General features: G+C 63.8%; 16 protein-coding genes and 1 other RNA gene. 7 read left to right on the forward strand and 10 right to left on the reverse strand.

Translation table 11 applies throughout. From position 1 onward, the window contains the following. Positions 1-104: 104 nt before the first annotated feature. The 3 genes from hisN to N2K98_RS12025 all read left to right on the forward strand — a co-directional run bounded on the left by hisN (position 105) and on the right by N2K98_RS12025 (position 2874). Complete coding sequence (gene hisN / locus N2K98_RS12015; RefSeq protein WP_229949601.1) at positions 105-914, forward strand: histidinol-phosphatase; 810 nt, start codon at positions 105-107, stop codon at positions 912-914. Positions 915-916: 2 nt separating this feature from the next. After that, positions 917-1699, forward strand: coding sequence for a class I SAM-dependent methyltransferase (locus N2K98_RS12020; RefSeq protein WP_255865171.1), 783 nt, complete (start codon positions 917-919; stop codon positions 1697-1699). An 80-nt stretch (positions 1700-1779) separates the two neighbouring features. Continuing rightward, positions 1780-2874, forward strand: a complete 1095-nt coding sequence (locus N2K98_RS12025) for a carboxylate-amine ligase (RefSeq protein ID WP_255865170.1) — start codon at positions 1780-1782, stop codon at positions 2872-2874. 7 nt (positions 2875-2881) lie between these two features. Here N2K98_RS12025 and N2K98_RS12030 read toward each other — a convergent pair whose 3' ends face one another. Continuing rightward, on the reverse strand, positions 2882-4588 hold the full coding sequence (locus N2K98_RS12030; protein WP_255865169.1) for a glycoside hydrolase family 13 protein: 1707 nt from the start codon (positions 4586-4588) through the stop codon (positions 2882-2884). A gap of 200 nt (positions 4589-4788) precedes the next feature. On the opposite strand from N2K98_RS12030, the gene N2K98_RS12035 reads away from it, so the two are divergent. Then, complete coding sequence (locus N2K98_RS12035; protein WP_255797222.1) at positions 4789-5289, forward strand: DUF1269 domain-containing protein; 501 nt, start codon at positions 4789-4791, stop codon at positions 5287-5289. Positions 5290-5381: 92 nt separating this feature from the next. Further along, entirely contained in the window at positions 5382-5756 is a 375-nt protein-coding gene (locus N2K98_RS12040) for a hypothetical protein (RefSeq protein ID WP_255797210.1), read from the forward strand. A 4-nt stretch (positions 5757-5760) separates the two neighbouring features. On the opposite strand, the gene N2K98_RS12045 is transcribed toward N2K98_RS12040, so the two are convergent. The 7 genes from N2K98_RS12045 to ftsE all read right to left on the reverse strand — a co-directional run bounded on the left by N2K98_RS12045 (position 5761) and on the right by ftsE (position 11061). Further along, the gene (locus N2K98_RS12045) at positions 5761-6393 is read right to left on the reverse strand and encodes a uracil-DNA glycosylase family protein (protein WP_227918328.1); all 633 of its coding nucleotides are present in this window, start codon (positions 6391-6393) and stop codon (positions 5761-5763) included. Positions 6394-6633: 240 nt separating this feature from the next. Further along, positions 6634-7005, reverse strand: a transfer-messenger RNA (tmRNA) gene (gene ssrA, locus N2K98_RS12050). A 64-nt stretch (positions 7006-7069) separates the two neighbouring features. Further along, positions 7070-7429, reverse strand: coding sequence for a hypothetical protein (locus N2K98_RS12055; protein ID WP_255865158.1), 360 nt, complete (start codon positions 7427-7429; stop codon positions 7070-7072). Next, complete coding sequence (gene smpB, locus N2K98_RS12060) at positions 7426-7899, reverse strand: SsrA-binding protein SmpB (protein WP_229949615.1); 474 nt, start codon at positions 7897-7899, stop codon at positions 7426-7428. The genes N2K98_RS12055 and smpB overlap by 4 nt, the downstream gene beginning before the upstream one ends. A 44-nt stretch (positions 7900-7943) precedes the next feature. Further along, entirely contained in the window at positions 7944-9347 is a 1404-nt protein-coding gene (locus N2K98_RS12065; protein WP_260553702.1) for a M23 family metallopeptidase, read from the reverse strand. A 50-nt stretch (positions 9348-9397) separates the two neighbouring features. Next, positions 9398-10300 carry a permease-like cell division protein FtsX gene (gene ftsX / locus N2K98_RS12070; RefSeq protein ID WP_255797207.1) on the reverse strand — a complete coding sequence of 301 codons (903 nt, stop codon included), beginning with the start codon at positions 10298-10300 and terminating at the stop codon, positions 9398-9400. Continuing rightward, a complete protein-coding gene (gene ftsE / locus N2K98_RS12075) occupies positions 10297-11061 on the reverse strand; it encodes a cell division ATP-binding protein FtsE (protein ID WP_255797206.1) in 765 nt (254 codons plus the stop codon). The genes ftsX and ftsE overlap by 4 nt, the downstream gene beginning before the upstream one ends. Before the next feature lie 165 nt (positions 11062-11226). Between ftsE and N2K98_RS12080 the strand changes: the two genes are divergently transcribed. Continuing rightward, positions 11227-13410, forward strand: coding sequence for an acyltransferase family protein (locus N2K98_RS12080; protein ID WP_255865156.1), 2184 nt, complete (start codon positions 11227-11229; stop codon positions 13408-13410). A 39-nt stretch (positions 13411-13449) separates the two neighbouring features. Here N2K98_RS12080 and prfB read toward each other — a convergent pair whose 3' ends face one another. Continuing rightward, on the reverse strand, positions 13450-14568 hold the full coding sequence (prfB, locus tag N2K98_RS12085) for a peptide chain release factor 2 (protein ID WP_255797204.1): 1119 nt from the start codon (positions 14566-14568) through the stop codon (positions 13450-13452). Positions 14569-14743: 175 nt separating this feature from the next. Here prfB and N2K98_RS12090 point away from each other — a divergent pair, with 175 nt between their 5' ends. Then, the gene (locus tag N2K98_RS12090; RefSeq protein ID WP_255865154.1) at positions 14744-15028 is read left to right on the forward strand and encodes a hypothetical protein; all 285 of its coding nucleotides are present in this window, start codon (positions 14744-14746) and stop codon (positions 15026-15028) included. 180 nt (positions 15029-15208) lie between these two features. Here N2K98_RS12090 and N2K98_RS12095 read toward each other — a convergent pair whose 3' ends face one another. Continuing rightward, positions 15209-16333, reverse strand: coding sequence for a glycosyltransferase (locus N2K98_RS12095; protein WP_255865153.1), 1125 nt, complete (start codon positions 16331-16333; stop codon positions 15209-15211). Positions 16334-16440 lie beyond the last annotated feature (107 nt).

The raw sequence follows: 16440 nt of genomic DNA on the forward strand, positions 1-16440 counted from the left end.
CCTCCTTGGCGCCGGGTTCGGCGTCGCGGAGATTTGCCAGGACACCGCCCGCTAACGGGCCTAATGCGGGGCTGTGCCCGCCGAATAAGGATAAGTTGAAGAGTATGCCCTTCGTTCAGAACTACAACGATGACCTGCGCTTGGCCCATGTGATGGCTGATTCCGTGGATGACCAGACCATGTCGCGCTTCCGGGCCCTGGACTTGAAGATCGAGACCAAGCCGGACTTCACACCTGTCACCGACGCCGACAAAGCCGCCGAAGATGCCATCCGGGGACAGCTCTCCCGCGCCCGGCCCCGCGATGCGGTACTGGGCGAGGAATTCGGTTCCAGCGGCTCCGGCCCGCGGCGGTGGATCATCGACCCGATCGACGGCACCAAGAACTTCATCCGCGGCGTCCCCGTGTGGGCCACCCTGATTGCCCTGGTGGACGACGGCGTTCCCGTGGTCGGCCTCGTCAGCGCGCCTGCGCTGGGCAAGCGCTGGTGGGCCGCCACCGGCACGGGGGCCTACATGGGCCGGTCCCTGGCTGCGGCCACCCGCCTGCACGTCTCCAACGTTTCCCGGCTGTCCGACGCCTCGCTGTCCTACTCCAGCCTCGGCGGCTGGAAGGACCGCGGCAACCTCGAAGAGTTCCTGGACCTGACCGAGTCCGTTTGGCGTACCCGCGCCTACGGCGATTTCTGGTCCTACTGCATGGTGGCCGAGGGTGCCGTGGACATTGCCTGCGAACCCGAACTGAACCTTTATGACATGGCGGCCCTCGTTCCGATCGTGACCGAGGCCGGCGGCCGCTTTTCCTCGCTGGACGGCGAAGACGGCCCCTTCGGCGGAAACGCGCTGGCGACCAACGGGACGCTGCACAGCGAAGTGCTGCAGCGCCTGAATCCCGATCTGGACGACCTCCTGTAACTGTGGGCACCTCCGGACCACGGCTCGAGGCACTGCGCCGCCGGCAGCTGGCGGACAGCTACCAGGCCGGCGGCGAACACTACGACCGCATCCGCCCCGGCTACCCCGCCGAGGCCGTGCACTGGCTCTTCGCCCGGCCCGGCCTCCCCGGTGTTCCCGCAGTCCGGGACGTGGCCGACGTCGGCGCCGGCACCGGAAAGTACACCCGGGAACTGCACGCAGCCGGGCTGAATGTCTGCGCCGTCGACCCGTCCCGCGACATGCTCGACCAGCTTTCCCGGCTGCTGCCTGACGTTCCGGTGCGGGTCGGCACTGCGGAGCAGACGGGCCTGCCCGCCTCCTCGCTGGACGCCGTGACAGTGGCCCAGGCCTGGCACTGGTGCGATCCTGCCGCAGCGAGCCGGGAGTTCGCCCGCATCCTGCGGCCGCACGGGATCCTTGGCCTGGTCTGGAACCAGCTCGACGTAAGCGTCCCGTGGGTCCACCGCTACTCGCGCATCATCCACGCCGGAGATGTCCTGCGGCCGGGCTTCCGGCCTGAGCTGGGGCCGGAGTTCGCGCTGGAAGAGTCCTCCACCGTCGCCTGGACGCAGCCGATGACCCCGGAAGACCTGTTTGAACTGGCCCGGTCGCGGGCGTTCTACCTGTCGGCCGGCACCGCCGCGCGGGAGAAACTGCACTCAAATCTGTCCTGGTACCTCTACGAACACCTCGGACACGCGCCGGGGGACATCCTGGAGCTTCCATACCTGACGTTGACGTGGCGGGCAGTCCGGGCGGCATGATGCTTCCTTGACCCTGGTGCGCCGCCTCCCCCGCCTACCTACAATTGTCCAAGTCCGGCATGGTTGGTGCTTAGGGAGAAATGCGTATGGTCTTTACCTTCGGCATCGAAGAAGAGTTCCTCCTCTTGGATGCCTCCACCGGGTTCCCCACCGGAGCGCAGGAACTGACACGCGCCCTGATCCCCCCCGGGCAGGGCGCCTTCACCAGTTCCGCCGAGCTGCTGGATGCACAGGTGGAGAGCTCCACCCGGGTCTGCACCACCCGGGAGGAGGCACTGGACGCCCTATTGGGGTTCCGCTCCCGGCTTGCCGAGGCGGCAGCGTCAGTGGGCGTACGGGTTGCCGCCACCGGAGCGGCGCCCCGGATCGCGGAGGGTCCGCCGGTGCTCAATTCCTCGGACCGGTACCGGCGGATGGGGCTCCTGACCGGAGCCGTTGCACACGAACAATATGTCAACGGCACCCACATCCACGTGGGCATCCCCTCCCGCGACACAGGGGTACGCGTGTTGAACGGGATCCGGCCCTGGCTCGCGCTGCTCGGTGCCGTTGCCGCGAATTCCCCTTATTGGCGGGGACAGGACAGCAGCTTCGCCAGCTGGCGCATGGTCCATTACCGGCGCTGGTCCGTGCAGGGCTGCCCTCCGGTCTTCGCCGATGCGCAGGACTACGCCCGAAGGCTGGAAAGCCTGCTCGCCACCGACGTGGTGCTCGACGCCGGCCACGTGGGCTGGGCGGCACGGCTCTCCGAGAGCTTTCCCACGGTGGAGGTTCGAATTGCGGACGCCCAGCTCCAGGCCCGGGACTCCCTGCTGCTGGCAACCCTGGTGCGGGCCCTGGTCAGCACGCTGGCATCCGCCGTCCCCGCGCTTCCGGCAGCCGTCCCCGATCCGGAACTGCTCGACGTCGGCCTCTGGCAGGCTGCGCGCTTCGGCATGAACGGGAACCTGGTTTCCCATCCGGGCGGCAGCGTGCCCGCGGCAGATCATCTCACTGCCCTGCTGGAGTTTGTTGCACCCGCGCTGGAGGAAGCCGGAGACCGGGAATACGCGGCTGCCGGCGTCGCCCGGGTCCTTGCCGGCGGTACCGGCGCGGAACGGCAGCGCACGGCCTTCCGGTCCGGCGGTTACGCAGAACTCACGGACCTGTACACCCGCAGCCTCAGCGCCGAATAGCCGGGGCTTAGCCCCCTGCATAGGTGGAGATGTCCAGGATCCGGGCCTCCCAAGGGCGCAAGAGGTGACGGTCGCCGGCGTCGGGGTAGTTGCCCAGGACGAGGCTTCCGGCCTCCAGGTCGGACGGCACCCCCAGCTCAGCGCCGGACACGTTGCCCAGGACCAGCAGCGCCTGGTCCCCGAGGGTGCGCTTATAGGCAAACAGTGTTGGATGCCCCGGGTCCAGCAGGTGGAAATCCCCGAGCGATACCAGGTCCGATTCGTGCCGGAGCCGAACCAGCTCGCGGTAGTAGCCGAAAACGGACTGCTCCGCGGCCCGGTCCGTCTCCACATTGACGGCGGGGTAGTTCGCAGCCACCGGAATCCACGGTTCCACCTCGGAAAAACCGGCATGCTCACCGGCTGTCCACTGCATAGGCGTGCGTGCGTTATCCCTGCTCATCCGGCGCAGCCCTTCCAGGACCCGTTCCCTGTCCATCCCCTGTTCGAGCGCCTCCGCAAAGTAGTTCAGTGATTCCACGTCCCGGTATTGGTCTATCGAGGTGAAACCGGCGTTCGTCATGCCGATCTCCTCGCCCTGGTAGATGTAGGGGGTCCCCCGCTGCAGGTGCAGCAGGGTGGCCCACAGGGTGGCCGATTCGTACCGGTACTGCTGGTCATCACCGAAGCGGGACACGACGCGCGGCTGGTCATGGTTGTTCAGGTACAGGCTGTTCCAGCCCTTTTCGGCGAGTCCGCGCTGCCAGCGGTTCCAGCTCGTTTTCAGGTCCGGCAGGGACAGCGGCCGGTGATCGAATTTGCCGGCGCCCTGGTCGAGGCTGACGTGTTCGAACTGGAACACCATGTCCAGTTCCCGCCGCTGCGCATCGGTGAACAGCAGCGCCTGTTCGACCGTGGCTCCGGGGGTCTCCCCCACCGTCAGGTACTGGCCGCTGCGCCCGCCGAAGACCTCCCGGTGCATTTCCTGCAGGAATTCATGGATCCGCGGCCCCGAGACGAAGTACGGCGATCCGTCACCCCAGATCCCTGACGAGTCCACCACTCCGTCCGGCAATGCGGGGTCCTTCGAAATGAAGTTGATGACGTCCATCCGGAACCCGTCCACGCCGCGGTCCAGCCACCAGTTCATCATCGCGTAAACCTTCGCCCGCACCCGCGGGTTCTCCCAGTTCAGGTCCGGCTGCTGCGGGGTGAACAGGTGCAGGTAGTACTGGCTGGTAAGCGGTTCGAAGGTCCATGCCGAGCCGCCGAAAAAGGAGCGCCAGTTGTTGGGCTCGGCGCCGGGTTCCCCGGGTTCGAAACCCGGGCGGGCGTCCCGCCACCAGTAGCGGTCCCGCTTCGGTGACGTCCTGGAGGACCTGGAGGACTGGAATCCCGGGTATTCGTTGGAGGTGTGGTTGACCACAAGGTCCATGATCAGGCGGATGCCGCGTTCATGCAGGCCCTGAAGCAGGAGGTCGAACTGTTCCTCCGTGCCGAACATTTCATCGATCCGGCGGTAATCACTGATGTCATAGCCGTTATCGAACTGGGGCGACTGCTGGATCGGCGACAACCACACCACGTCCACGCCCAGCTCGGCCAGATGGTCCAGGTGCTCGATGATGCCGCCGATATCGCCGACCCCGTCACCGGTCGAGTCGGCAAAGCTGCGGGGATAGATCTGGTAGACGACAGCGTTCGTCCACCAGGCGGGATCATTGGGAGGCGCCATGGACACCCGTCCTTTCACCGTGTCCTGTGCATAATACGTCCGAGCCGTCAGCCCGCACAGGGCTGCCGGGAGTTACGGTGCAGGCTCTGCCCGGGACGGCAGTTTTCCTTGTACGCGTCCAAGCGCGGCACTAGCGTTGGCGCTGCCGACAGGTTCCGTGTACGGACTTGTCCTGAACTCTAACGTTTGGAGTAACTGCCATGGCAACACTGACCGTTTGGAAATTCTCGGATGCGGACGCTGCGGAACGCGCCACGCAAACCCTCGCCAGCCTCCAGTCCCAGGGCCTCATCACCGTCCAGGACGAAGCGATCGTTACCTGGCCTGAAGGGCGCAAGAAGCCCAAGACCATTCAGGAACACAACATGGTTGGGGCCGGTGCCCTGGGCGGCGGCTTCTGGGGGCTTCTGTTTGGGCTCATTTTCTTTGTCCCGCTCATCGGCGCTGCGGTGGGCGCCGCCATCGGCGCGATGTCGGGTTCCATGGTGGACGTCGGAATCAACGACGATTTCATTGCGCAGGTGCGCCAGGAGGTCACCCCGGGCTCCTCGGCGTTGTTCGTCCTGTCCTCCAATGCGGTCGAGGACCGGGTAGCCGAGGCGTTCAAAGACTATTCGGGGGCGAAGCTGATCTACACGAACCTCTCGAAGGACGAGGAAGCCAACCTGCGGGAAGCCTTCTTTGAGTCCACACCCGCCTAAGGCTATTTACCCTGCACGACGGCGGGGCGGCGGCCAGGCGGCCGCCGCCCCGCGGTGCATGCGCCGATGCTTCAACGCGTATCGTTTAACTGATGACTACTCGACGCCAGGCCGCCCAGATCCTTGATATTCCGCTTGAAATGGCCATCCGCCACGGTATTCCCGCGCACATGGATGACGCCGAGCTTGCACGGATGCAGGCTGACCCTCCCGGATGGCTGATCCAGTCCAGGGCCAACCGGACCGGAAAGCGGCCGGTATGGGTGCAGTTGACCTGCACCGTCTGCGGATACACGGAAGCTGCCCGCCCCAAGAAGTGGTGGCCGGAGTTCACGTTCATAGCGTGCGAAGACCACCGGGTTCGGGAGCTCCCCGAGCTGCCAGCCGGAGCAGTCCGCACTGAGTACCCGGGAGTGGGCTCCCGCTTCATCGGGGTTGTGGACGCCCCGGCCGAGCCTGCCGGCTAGGCGCCTAGCGCGCTGCGGTCAGCCCGGTGCGGGCCATAGCATCGGTGTAGGCAGCGCGCATATCGTCCAGCGCCTCCTGCTGACGTTCCGCGGTGGCGCCGAAGGAACGCCCGGAAAGCGAGCGTGCCTTGTAGACCTTGATGCTGCGGCGGTAGATCATCCGGTTCTCGGTCTTGAGGAACAGCGCGGCGAGGCGCTGGGCCTCGGTGCCGTGGGCCACGATGACGGAGGCGCGGGGCACCAGGGCAAGGAAGCGCAGCAGCGGCCGCAGCCCTTCCTGGACCTGTTCCTTGCTCAGCTTGCCGTTGGGTTCGCCCGGCACATGCCAGGGGTAGGCGTTCCACGGCATAACGAACTCCGGCCGCAGTCCGGCCTGCCAGTGAACGCCCAGCAGCCGTGCCACCGCCTCATTGTCACCGGCCGTGATGAATCCCGACTCATGCGCAGTGCCTATGTTGGAGAACAGGCTGACGATCCGGCATTCCCCGATATCGTGCATGGGATCGATGTAGGGCACCTGGCTTCCCGGTTTCATTTCAGCCAGGGAGTCGCAAAGCTGGTTCACCTCAGCGACATTGGGCTCATAGCGTCGGTTCCAAAGGTCGTCATGCTGGGATTCGAGTGCCGGGCTTTGCATAAAGTGGTGCGTCTCCTACAAGGTCTTCCGACCGGTTATATCGCCCGCTCCGGGTCCTGCCGGCGCGGGTACTGCCTATGACAAAGTTTACCAATGCACCTTGCCCCGCCGGACGGGAAGAGGCCCCGCAACCGCGTAAACCGCGCGGGTGTGAGAAACAACTCTCCGGCGTGCGTCCTGGGTTAAACCAGCAAAGCGGGGAACGCACCAGGGCGCTCCCCGCTTTGGGTGGAGATTTCTCAGTGGAGATGGGGGGAATCGAACCCCCGTCCGATGTCGCTTTGTCAGGGCTTCTCCGGGCGCAGTCTGCAGCGGATTTTCTCGGTCCCAGCCATCACGCAGACAAGTGGCTGATCCGGACCCAGCCGTCTAAAAGTCCCGAACACCCCAACGGCGAAGGTGTTCAGCAGTGGCCCTCTAAATGACGCCAGGCACCGGGGCGAGAGCGTCCCCGGGCTGACGGACTATGCCTTACTGCTTAGGCAGCAAGAGCGAAGTCAGTGCGCTTTGATTCGGCACTTATTGGTTTACAGAGATCGTTTACGAGATAACCCTGTATCCTCGGCCCGCTTCCCCTGTCTCAACAAAACATCGTCGAAACCGGTCATCCCCTTATTGAGTTACCAATCCGACCGAAGCCGGAACATTCATTGTACCGCAGGTTTTCAGGAACGGCTTAGAACCGGATGCCGAAGACCACTACGGGGGAACCCCAGACCGTCAGGAGGATCCACGAGACGAGCACGAAGAGGACCGAGAGGATGCTCAGCGCGGTCATGCCCGGTGCCTTGCTCCGGAAGGCCCAGGCAAACAACGCGATGTTCGCCAGGACCAGCACCGGAGCGAGCCATACCAGCACCTGTGCAAGGTAGAGGTAGTACGCCGCAAAGAACGGAACCACTACCAGAATGACTACCGGCAGCACCGCCAGGACAATCAGCAGGTCGACAGCTGTAACGATCCATGTCCAGACCGGCTTGCGGGCGGCGGCTTCCTCATCCGCGTCTGCCTGCGGTTCCCAGAACGTTCCGCTCATGCGCCGCGGTTCTTGTCGCGCATCGCGCGGAGTGCTTCACGGTTGTCCTGCTTCTCGCGCAGGGTTTGGCGCTTGTCGTACTCCCGCTTACCGCGGGCGACGGCGATCTCCACCTTGGCCCGTCCGTCCAGGAAGTACAGCTGCAGCGGCACGATGGTAAAACCCGATTCACTGGTCTTGCGCATAATCTTTTCCAGCTGCTCGCGGTGCAGGAGCAGCTTGCGCCGGCGCCGCGCGGAGTGGTTGGTCCAGCTGCCGTTGAGGTACTCCGGAATATAGGCGGCTTCGAGCCAGAGCTCGTTGTTGTAGAACGTGGCAAACCCGTCCACCAATGAGGCCCTGCCCTCACGCAGCGACTTCACCTCGGTCCCCATCAAAACCATGCCGGCCTCGTAGGTGTCGAGGATTTCGTAATCGTGCCGGGCCTTGCGATTGGTGGCCACTACCTTACGGCCACTTTCCTTAGGCACGGGGCAACTCCTTAGTAGGTTTTAGCGAAAGCTCCATTGTAGGCCTAGAGCAGGCCCATCGGGTCCACGAGATTGCCGTTCAGCACGGTCTCGAAGTGCAGGTGGCACCCCTGCGAGTTTCCGGTGTTCCCCACGTATCCGATCAGCTGGCCCTGCTCCACCCACTGATTGACGGACACCGTGAAGCCGCTGAGGTGGTAGTAGTTGGTGGCCAAGGCGTTGCCCTTCACCACACCGTGATTGAGGACAATCCGGTTGCCTGTCCCGATCATTTCGCCCTGGCCTTGGTCGGCCCGCCAGACATGGCCGGCGGCCGGAGCATAGACCGGGGTTCCGCAGTTCGCGGCAAAATCGATGCCTGAGTGCAGGTAACCGCCGTTGCCGAAGAAATCAATTGTCCCCTCCGGGGTGCCGCGCCAGCCAAAGCCGGACGAAACCGGAGAACCGATTACCGGATGGCGGAGCCCAAAGGAGGACGGGCTTCCCGGCTGCGGCACGGTCTGGGCCGGCGGGGCGGGGCGGTTGTTCCGGGCTGCTTCTTCGGCCGCTGCGCGGTTGGCTTCGTCAATGCGGGCCTGTTCGCGTTTCCGGTGTTCCTCGAGCTGGATCCGCTGCTTCTCCGCGATGTCCGCGGTTACCTGGGCGCTTTCCTTTTCCAGGCTGGCCATCTGGGACTGGAGCTTGGGTTTCTGCGCCTCAAGTTCCTGGTTCATTGCCGTGGTCTGGGCAACCAGGTCGTCCACCTTCTGCTTTTCCGCGGCTGCCGCGTCACGCGCCGACTGCTCGGCCTTGAGCGCTTCTTCCGCCTGGGCCTTGAGCTTGCTGATCTCTTCGGCCACGGCTGACAGCCTGGCCTCGGAGTTCACGTTGTTGGCGTTCTGCTGGGACAGCTTTTCCACTGCGGCGTTCTGGCCCTTGAGCGCCTGTTCCGCCATGCCGAGCGAATCGGTGAGGCTGTCCGCACCCTTGGCGCCGAACATCAGTGAGAGCGTGGAGGGAACACCGCCGTTTTTGTAGGCCTGGGACGCAATCTGTCCGATGGCCTTTTCGGTGGCCGCAATGTCCTCACGGTCCTTCTCGATCTGCGCCGTGATGGTTTCGTGGGTGTTCTGGGCGAGGGCAACGCGTTCGTTCAGGGCGCTCACCTTGCCGGCGGCGCTGTCGACGCGTCCCTCGGCATCCGCGAGCTGCTGCTGCGCGGCGGGGAGCTGGCCCTTGTAGATATTGAGCTTGGCCACCGTCTCGGCAATATCTTCGCCGAGGTACTCATAGTCCTGCTGGACTTTCTGCTTTTCGGCTTCGATGGCGGCCTTGCGGTCCTCGAGGTCGTCTGCATTTGCCGCACTGCTGAAGGCAACGGAGAGCGTCAGCGTCAGGAAGGCGACAACCGCCGCCAGGGCCCGTGACGCGGGCGCACGTCCGATCCGTTTAGGCACAGCATTATCCATTAGCGAGACTCTCCATGATCTTCCACATTCCATTCCCAGTGCTCATGACTCTAGACCTTCAGGTACCGGCGGAGTGTCAACAGCGAGGATACTCCCGCCAACAGCGCCCCGAGAACAAGTAGGACAGGTGTCAGGTACAGGACCTGTTCCGAGGAAATAAAGGCCGTGGTTGGGTACTGCCGGGCAAGGTTTCCGATGAAGAAGTGCGCGGTGGCCAAGAGTGCCGCTGAAGCCAGAACCGCGCCGATGACGGCGGCGATCACGCCTTCCAGCACGAACGGCAGCTGGATGACGGCCTTGGATGCGCCGACCAGGCGCATGATGCCCGTCTCCCGTCGTCGGCTGAACGCCGAAAGCCGGATGGTGGTGGCAATCAGCAGGATGGCGCAGACCAGCATGACGCCGGCAATGGCCAGTGCGGCAACCGACGCAAGGTTCAGGTACGTAAACATCTTTTCGAACAGTTCACGCTGGTCACTGACCGACTCGACTCCCGGCTTGGAAGAGAACGCCTCGTTGATGACCTCGTACTTTTCCGGATCCACCAGGCTCACGCGGAAGGACTCGGGCAGCATCTCGGCGGTGATGCTGTCCACGATCGGCGAGTTGGCGAACTGCTCGCGGAAGTGCGTCAGCGCGGTCTCCTGGTCTTCATACTCGACCGTCTCCACGTAGCGGTCCGACTGCAGGTCCGCCTCGATGGCCTCCCGCTGTTCGTCGGTGACGGCGCCGGAGGCACAGGATGCGGACGTGTCATTCTCGGTGCACAGGTAGACGGCAACCTGGACGCGGTCGTACCAGTAGCCCTTCATCTGGCCGATCTGCAGCTGCAGCAGCCCTGCCGCCCCCACAAACGTCAGCGACACGAAGGTCACGAGGACTACGGAGACAACCATGGACAGGTTCCGGCGCAGACCTGAACCGATCTCGCCCAGGACAAATGCGAGCCTCATTCAGCCACCCCGCTCCCGCTGCGGCCCGGCACATCCGGCACGGCTGATCCGCCGTCCGGTTCCCGTGCCGCTTCGGGTTCGCCCAGGTAGATGCCCTCATGCTCGTCGCGGATGATCTTGCCGTTGCGCAGTTCCACCACGCGCTTGCGCATCGCGTTGACGATGTCGTCGTCGTGCGTAGCCATCACCACCGTGGTGCCGTTCTGGTTCACCCGGTCCAACACCTTCATAATGCCCAGCGACGTGGTGGGGTCCAGGTTTCCGGTGGGTTCGTCGGCGAGCAAAATGCCCGGCTTGTTGACGATGGCCCTCGCGATAGCGACGCGCTGCTGCTCGCCGCCTGAGAGTTCGTGGGGCATGCGGTTGTCCTTGCCCTCCAGCCCTACGGTCTTGAGGACTTCGGGCACCGAGTCACGGATAACGGCACGGCTGCGGCCGATCACCTGCATGGCAAAGGCAACGTTCGCAAAGACCGTCTTGTTGGGCAGCAGGCGGAAATCCTGGAAGACCACGCCTATCCCCCGGCGCAGCCGGGGCACCCGCCAGCTCGGGATCTTTGCCACGTTGGCGCCGGCCACGTAGACCGTGCCCTTGGTGGCGTGCTCCTCTTTCATGATCAGCCGGATAAACGTCGATTTGCCGGAGCCGGAAGCGCCCACGAGGAACACGAACTCGCCGCGGTCCACGTCGAGGCTGACCGAGTTGAGCGCAGGCCGGGAGTTCCGGTCATACAGCTTGGTGACATTGTCGAAAGTGATCATCGCTACTTAGTGCCCATGAAGCGGCCGGAGACACGGGCCTTGGTTCGGGGTATGGGCACCGGCCTCTCGACTATAGCCAGCTTCCGACGCAGTGAGCCACAACCTAACAGCGCGTGTCGGACTGCACACCGCGTCCACAGGGTGAAGATGCGGTACAGTCCTGCGGTGCCCACAGATTCCGCCGGACTGTCCCCCGATGCCGTCGCCCTTGCGGATATTCGGCGTTCCCCGCGTACATCGACGGATACCCGCGCGTCCCGCCGCGGACGCCGGGTCCTTCGCAGCAGCGGCACCCACCCCGGTTTCCGCCGCGACGTCCAAGGGCTGCGGGCCCTCGCCGTCGTACTGGTGCTTCTTTACCATGTCTGGCCTGAGGCACTGCCGGGGGGCTTTATCGGCGTGGACGTTTTCTTTGTTATTTCCGGCTACCTGATTGTCGGTTCCCTGGTGCGGGAACTGCGCTCCACGTCCACTATCGCGTTGGCGCCCTTTTACGCCCGGCGGATCCGCCGGCTACTTCCCGCAGCTGCAACGGTTGTGCTCTCGACCCTGGGCGCAACAGTGCTGCTCTTCCCGGAGGGGCGCTGGCAGGGCGTTGGCCGGGATGCCGCGGCCGCCAGCTTGAATGTCCAAAACTGGAACCAGGCCTTCAGCACCACCAGCTACGCGGGTGCGACAGCCGCTGTATCTCCGCTGCAGCATTACTGGTCCCTCTCTGTGGAGGAACAGTTCTATCTTGTGGTTCCCGTGCTCCTGCTCGGCGCTGCTGCCGCGGTCCGTGCCATGGGGCTCCGCGCCGGCATACCTGCTGCCGCACTGGCAGTCATCTGCGGTATCTCCGTGTTGTCCTTCATCCACTCGGTCCAGTTCTCGATGTCGGCCCCCGATCTTGCCTATTTCTTTACCACTACCCGAATCTGGGAACTCGGTCTGGGCGGGATCCTGGCCCTCGCGACCGCGGGACGAAGCGTGCAGCTGCGCCTATCCATCGCCAGCGGGTGGGCCGGGATTGTACTGATCAGCGCGGGAGCCATCGGTCTCTCCACCGCGATGCCTTTTCCCGGCTGGGTGGCACTCGTTCCCACGGCTGGAGCTGCGCTGTGCATCCTTGCAGGCAGGGCCGCTGATGCTGCCGTACCGTGGATTTCGTCCGTCTGGTGGCAGTCCCTTCGCCCGGTCACCTATCTAGGCGACATCTCCTACTCCCTGTATCTGTGGCATTGGCCGGTCACCGTCTTCACCGTCCATATTCTCGGGCACGGCCCTGACCTGGTTGCCGGTGCCGCCATCATCTCCACAAGCGTTCTTCTGGCCGCACTGTCCACCCGGTTTATCGAGAAGCCGTTCCGCCGGTTCCAGGGGAAAGCCGGCTCCGTGGGCCGCCACGGCGCTGAGAGGGTGACGCACCGGCCCGTGTATGCACTGGCAGCGGTCCTGATCGCAGTTCCGGTAGCAGTTGCCGCCGTCCCGTATGGGGTTGTCCAGCAGAAAATCAACAACCTGACCAAAGAGTACGATTCCGGTTCCTACCCAGGCGCCACAGCGTTCGATTCCAGCAACCCCGCAGCAGTGCCGGAAGGCCAGCCGCTGCGCCCGGCACCTGCGGCGGCCATGGCCGACATGCCATCGCTGGATGAGGCCTGCACTGTCTACGATCCGGCGGAAACACCCTACGCCGAGTGTATGTTCGGTGACCCCGGCGGAGCCAAAGCAATAGTCCTGGTAGGGGATTCCCATGCTGCCCAATTCATGGCTCCCCTCGACGCCATTGCCCGGGACGGCGGGTACCGGCTTTACGTCCTCACCCGCAACGGATGCCCGTTCAATGCCGAGCCGTTGCACAGCGACACCTATACCTACGCTCTCTGCCCTTCCCAGAACCTTGAGACCGTGAAGGACATCCTCGAGATCGAACCCGAACTCGTAGTCACGTCGGCCATGCGGCCGGCCAGCTACGATCATGCGCTTGGCTGGACCTGGGATTCCCCGCGCAGTGCCGTGGACGGTTATCTGGAGGTGTTGGAGCCGCTGGAGCAGGCCGGCATCCACATCGGCGTCATCGCAGACATCCCCTATCCGACGTTTAGCGTCCCCGACTGTGTGCTGGAAAAAGACAGCATCGACGACTGCAATGTTCAGCGCCCCGACGCAATCGGAGCGACCGACCCCCTGGTCGAGGCAGCCATGCGGCTGAACAACAGCCGGCAGGTGGACCTGACGGACTATTTCTGCGATGACCAGCGATGCCCTGCCGTAGTCGGCAATGTCCTGGCCTACCGGGACAACCACATCACCAATACCTTCGCCCGGACCCTGGTCCTGCCGCTGCGGAAAGGGCTCGGCTTCTAGCCGAACCACCTGCCTGCAGGCAGCGACCGCAGGAGCGGCCTATTTGCGGGCGGAAACGCTGCCGTTCGCACGCCAGCGGATGCCAGCGTCGATGAAGTCGTCAATTTCGCCGTCGAACACCGCGGAGGTGTTGCCTACCTCGTGCTCTGTACGGAGGTCCTTGACCATCTGGTACGGGTTGAGCACGTAGGAGCGCATCTGGTCGCCCCAGGAAGCCTTGACGTCGCCGGCAAAGGCCTTCTTCTCGGCGTCCTCCTGCTCCTTTTTCAACAGCAGCAGGCGGGACTGGAGCACGCGCATGGCGGCGGCGCGGTTCTGCAGCTGCGACTTTTCGTTCTGCATGGAGACGACCGTGCCGGTGGGAAGGTGCGTGAGCCGGACGGCGGAGTCGGTGGTGTTCACGGACTGGCCGCCCGGACCGGAGGAGCGGAAGACGTCCACGCGGATTTCGTTGTCCGGAATGTCGATGTGGTCCGTGGGCGCGATCAGCGGAATGACCTCGACCGCGGCAAACGAGGTCTGCCGGCGGCCCTGGTTGTCGAACGGGCTGATGCGGACCAGACGGTGCGTGCCGGCCTCCACTACCAGGGTGCCGTAGGCGTAGGGCGCCTTGACCTCGAAGGTGGCGGATTTCAGGCCGGCCTCTTCGGCGTAGGAGGTATCCAGGACGGTGGTGGGGTATCCGTGCCGTTCGGCCCAGCGCAGGTACATACGCAGCAGCATCTCGGCGAAGTCGGCTGCATCCACTCCCCCGGCACCGGAACGGATGGTCACCACGGCTTCACGTTCGTCGTATTCACCGGAAAGCAGGGTGACGACTTCCAGCTGGGACAGGGACCTGCGGAGGGACTCCAGTTCCGTCACGGCCTCTGCCTTGGAATCCGCGTCGGCCTCGTCCTGGGCCAGTTCCACCAGGACCTCGAGATCATCGATGCGGGATTCGATGGTCTGAAGGCGTTCCAGCTCCGACTGGCGGTGCGAGAGCTTGGAGGTGATCTTCTGCGCCTCGGAGGGGTCGTCCCAAAGATCGGGGACGCCGGCCATCTCGCTCAGCTCTTCGATGTCCTCTTTGATCTTTGCCACGTCCGAGACCTCTTCAATGGAGGCGAAAGTGGAGCGGAGGGCGCGGATTTCTGCGGGAAAATCTATTTCTGCCATGGTGCTTACAGACTACGCCATGTCCCTGCGCCGCCGCCCGCCGCCGTCGTGCCGGGACGCGCCGGCTCCGGGACGCGCCGGGACGCGCCGGGGCGGATGCGCACGGCGGTGTCCGTGGGCGGCGTTAGATTAAGGGAACGGATATGGAATGTACGCCCTTTCGAAGGAGCCTCTCTTGACCCATCCCGAGCGCGGACGCATGTACACCCTGGACGAACTCAACGACCTTGCCGAGCAGGGCGACCCCTGGGCCATGGGGAAAGTGGACGAGTGGGAGCAGCACTTCTCCAACGAGTACGTGGGCAACATGAAAGACAGGTGCCCCGACGGCGACTGCGAACAGTTCGGCGAGCCGGTGACCATTTGCTACGGCGAGGACGGCCGGATCCTGGACGTGGACCACGGCGGCTGGGGCCACGGTCCGGTCCGTGAGGCGCAGGAGCAGCGGAAGGCTTCGTAGGATTTCACTGCAGCAGCCGGGCCCGCACCTAGGGCCGGTTGGACGAGTTCCTCTTCAGCAGCGTGAACAGACCTACTGCAACGAATATCCCGCCTAGGACAAACAGGACCATCGATCCTATCTCCAACCCGGTTGCGGCGAGCCCGGCAACGAGACCGGAAGCCAGACTTACTCCCAGCATCATCCCACCCCCTCTGCTTTGTACTGCGCAGCCCACAAGTCACGATCTTTGCGGGTGATCTTTTTGCGGATGATCTCTCCCCAGGAAGCGAGAATCCATCCGCCGCGTACGCAGGCCAGGAGCTCAATAGGGACTATAAAAACGACGAGAAGGATGTCCCACTTGTCCTTATACGGGACGCGAACGGCAGTCTTGAGGTTGATGGCTACGAACAGTAAGGGCACCAGCAGTCCCCACCAAGCTAATGTCAAGGAATCCAGGTATAGCGCCAGGGAAATTACCATCACCCAGAGCGCCCGGATTGTGGGTCCGAGCAGATTGAGCATCTGGCTAAGCCAGTCCCTTATGGTCAGGCGGTTGACTCCGAAGCGAAGCAGATCCTGAAGGGTACCTGCCTGCCACTTCATGCGCTGCCCCCACAGGGACTTCAGGTTCTTCATCCCGTCCGTATATGCCCTGATGGTGGTGGATACATAGGTCTTGTATCCCGCTTCCCGAAGTCGGTAGGTCAGCTCGTAGTCCTCCACAGCACTTTCGTACGACCACGGCCCTTCCCTGTCGTCCCTGGCGGCAATCTCCCTCAGGGCCGTACCGGAGAACGCAGACCCGGCGCCTGCCAGGACATTGGTCCACCCCTGGTTCAGCCCCTGTTGGATGTTGTAGGCGTATTCGGATTTCTGCAGTCTGCACCACAAACCGGGCTGCCGGATGGTGAATTTGGAAGTCGATCCCCCGAAGAGACGCTTCCATGATTCCTTCTCCCAGTCTTCAATGGCATTGGGGACAAGCACAGTGTCTGCGTCCATGGACACCACAAGATCGGAGTCACGGCCATACAAATTCCACCCCCTGTTCATGGCCTCGGACTTGCGGTGTTTTAGGCGGGGCAGGTCCATGACGATTACGGGGTACTTCTTTGCTACGTCCACCGTGTGATCAGTGCATCCATTGGCGATGATGACGATCCGGTCCGGCAGCCGGGTCTGCGCGAGAAGAGACTCAATGGTTTGCCCTATGGTTTCCTCCTCGTTGTGTGCCGGTACTAGTACTGTGATATCGATTTTCTCCCCGCGCACGCGGATCAGCTCCCGGGCCTCGCCCTCGACTACCCCTACTGCATCCACCGGCGGTCCTTCGTGTAGGCACGGGACTGACCGGACATGTCGTCTCCCCCGCGCGAATGGTGCAGTCGGTTTATGGCTGCCGCGTCAGATTAGGGTCGCGGGAGGGT

Source organism: Arthrobacter jinronghuae, from assembly GCF_025244825.1.
Classification (GTDB): domain Bacteria; phylum Actinomycetota; class Actinomycetes; order Actinomycetales; family Micrococcaceae; genus Arthrobacter_B; species Arthrobacter_B jinronghuae.

Excerpts from the sequence above, each read along its gene's own strand:
- hisN (WP_229949601.1), top strand. The coding sequence starts at position 105 with ATGCCCTTCGTTCAGAACTACAACGATGACCTGCGCTTGGCCCATGTG.
- N2K98_RS12025 (WP_255865170.1), top strand. The coding sequence starts at position 1,780 with ATGCGTATGGTCTTTACCTTCGGCATCGAAGAAGAGTTCCTCCTCTTG.
- N2K98_RS12030 (WP_255865169.1), bottom strand. The coding sequence starts at position 4,588 with ATGGCGCCTCCCAATGATCCCGCCTGGTGGACGAACGCTGTCGTCTAC.
- N2K98_RS12035 (WP_255797222.1), top strand. The coding sequence starts at position 4,789 with ATGGCAACACTGACCGTTTGGAAATTCTCGGATGCGGACGCTGCGGAA.
- N2K98_RS12040 (WP_255797210.1), top strand. The coding sequence starts at position 5,382 with ATGACTACTCGACGCCAGGCCGCCCAGATCCTTGATATTCCGCTTGAA.
- N2K98_RS12045 (WP_227918328.1), bottom strand. The coding sequence starts at position 6,393 with ATGCAAAGCCCGGCACTCGAATCCCAGCATGACGACCTTTGGAACCGA.
- N2K98_RS12055 (WP_255865158.1), bottom strand. The coding sequence starts at position 7,429 with ATGAGCGGAACGTTCTGGGAACCGCAGGCAGACGCGGATGAGGAAGCC.
- N2K98_RS12065 (WP_260553702.1), bottom strand. The coding sequence starts at position 9,347 with ATGGATAATGCTGTGCCTAAACGGATCGGACGTGCGCCCGCGTCACGG.
- ftsX (WP_255797207.1), bottom strand. The coding sequence starts at position 10,300 with ATGAGGCTCGCATTTGTCCTGGGCGAGATCGGTTCAGGTCTGCGCCGG.
- ftsE (WP_255797206.1), bottom strand. The coding sequence starts at position 11,061 with ATGATCACTTTCGACAATGTCACCAAGCTGTATGACCGGAACTCCCGG.
- prfB (WP_255797204.1), bottom strand. The coding sequence starts at position 14,568 with ATGGCAGAAATAGATTTTCCCGCAGAAATCCGCGCCCTCCGCTCCACT.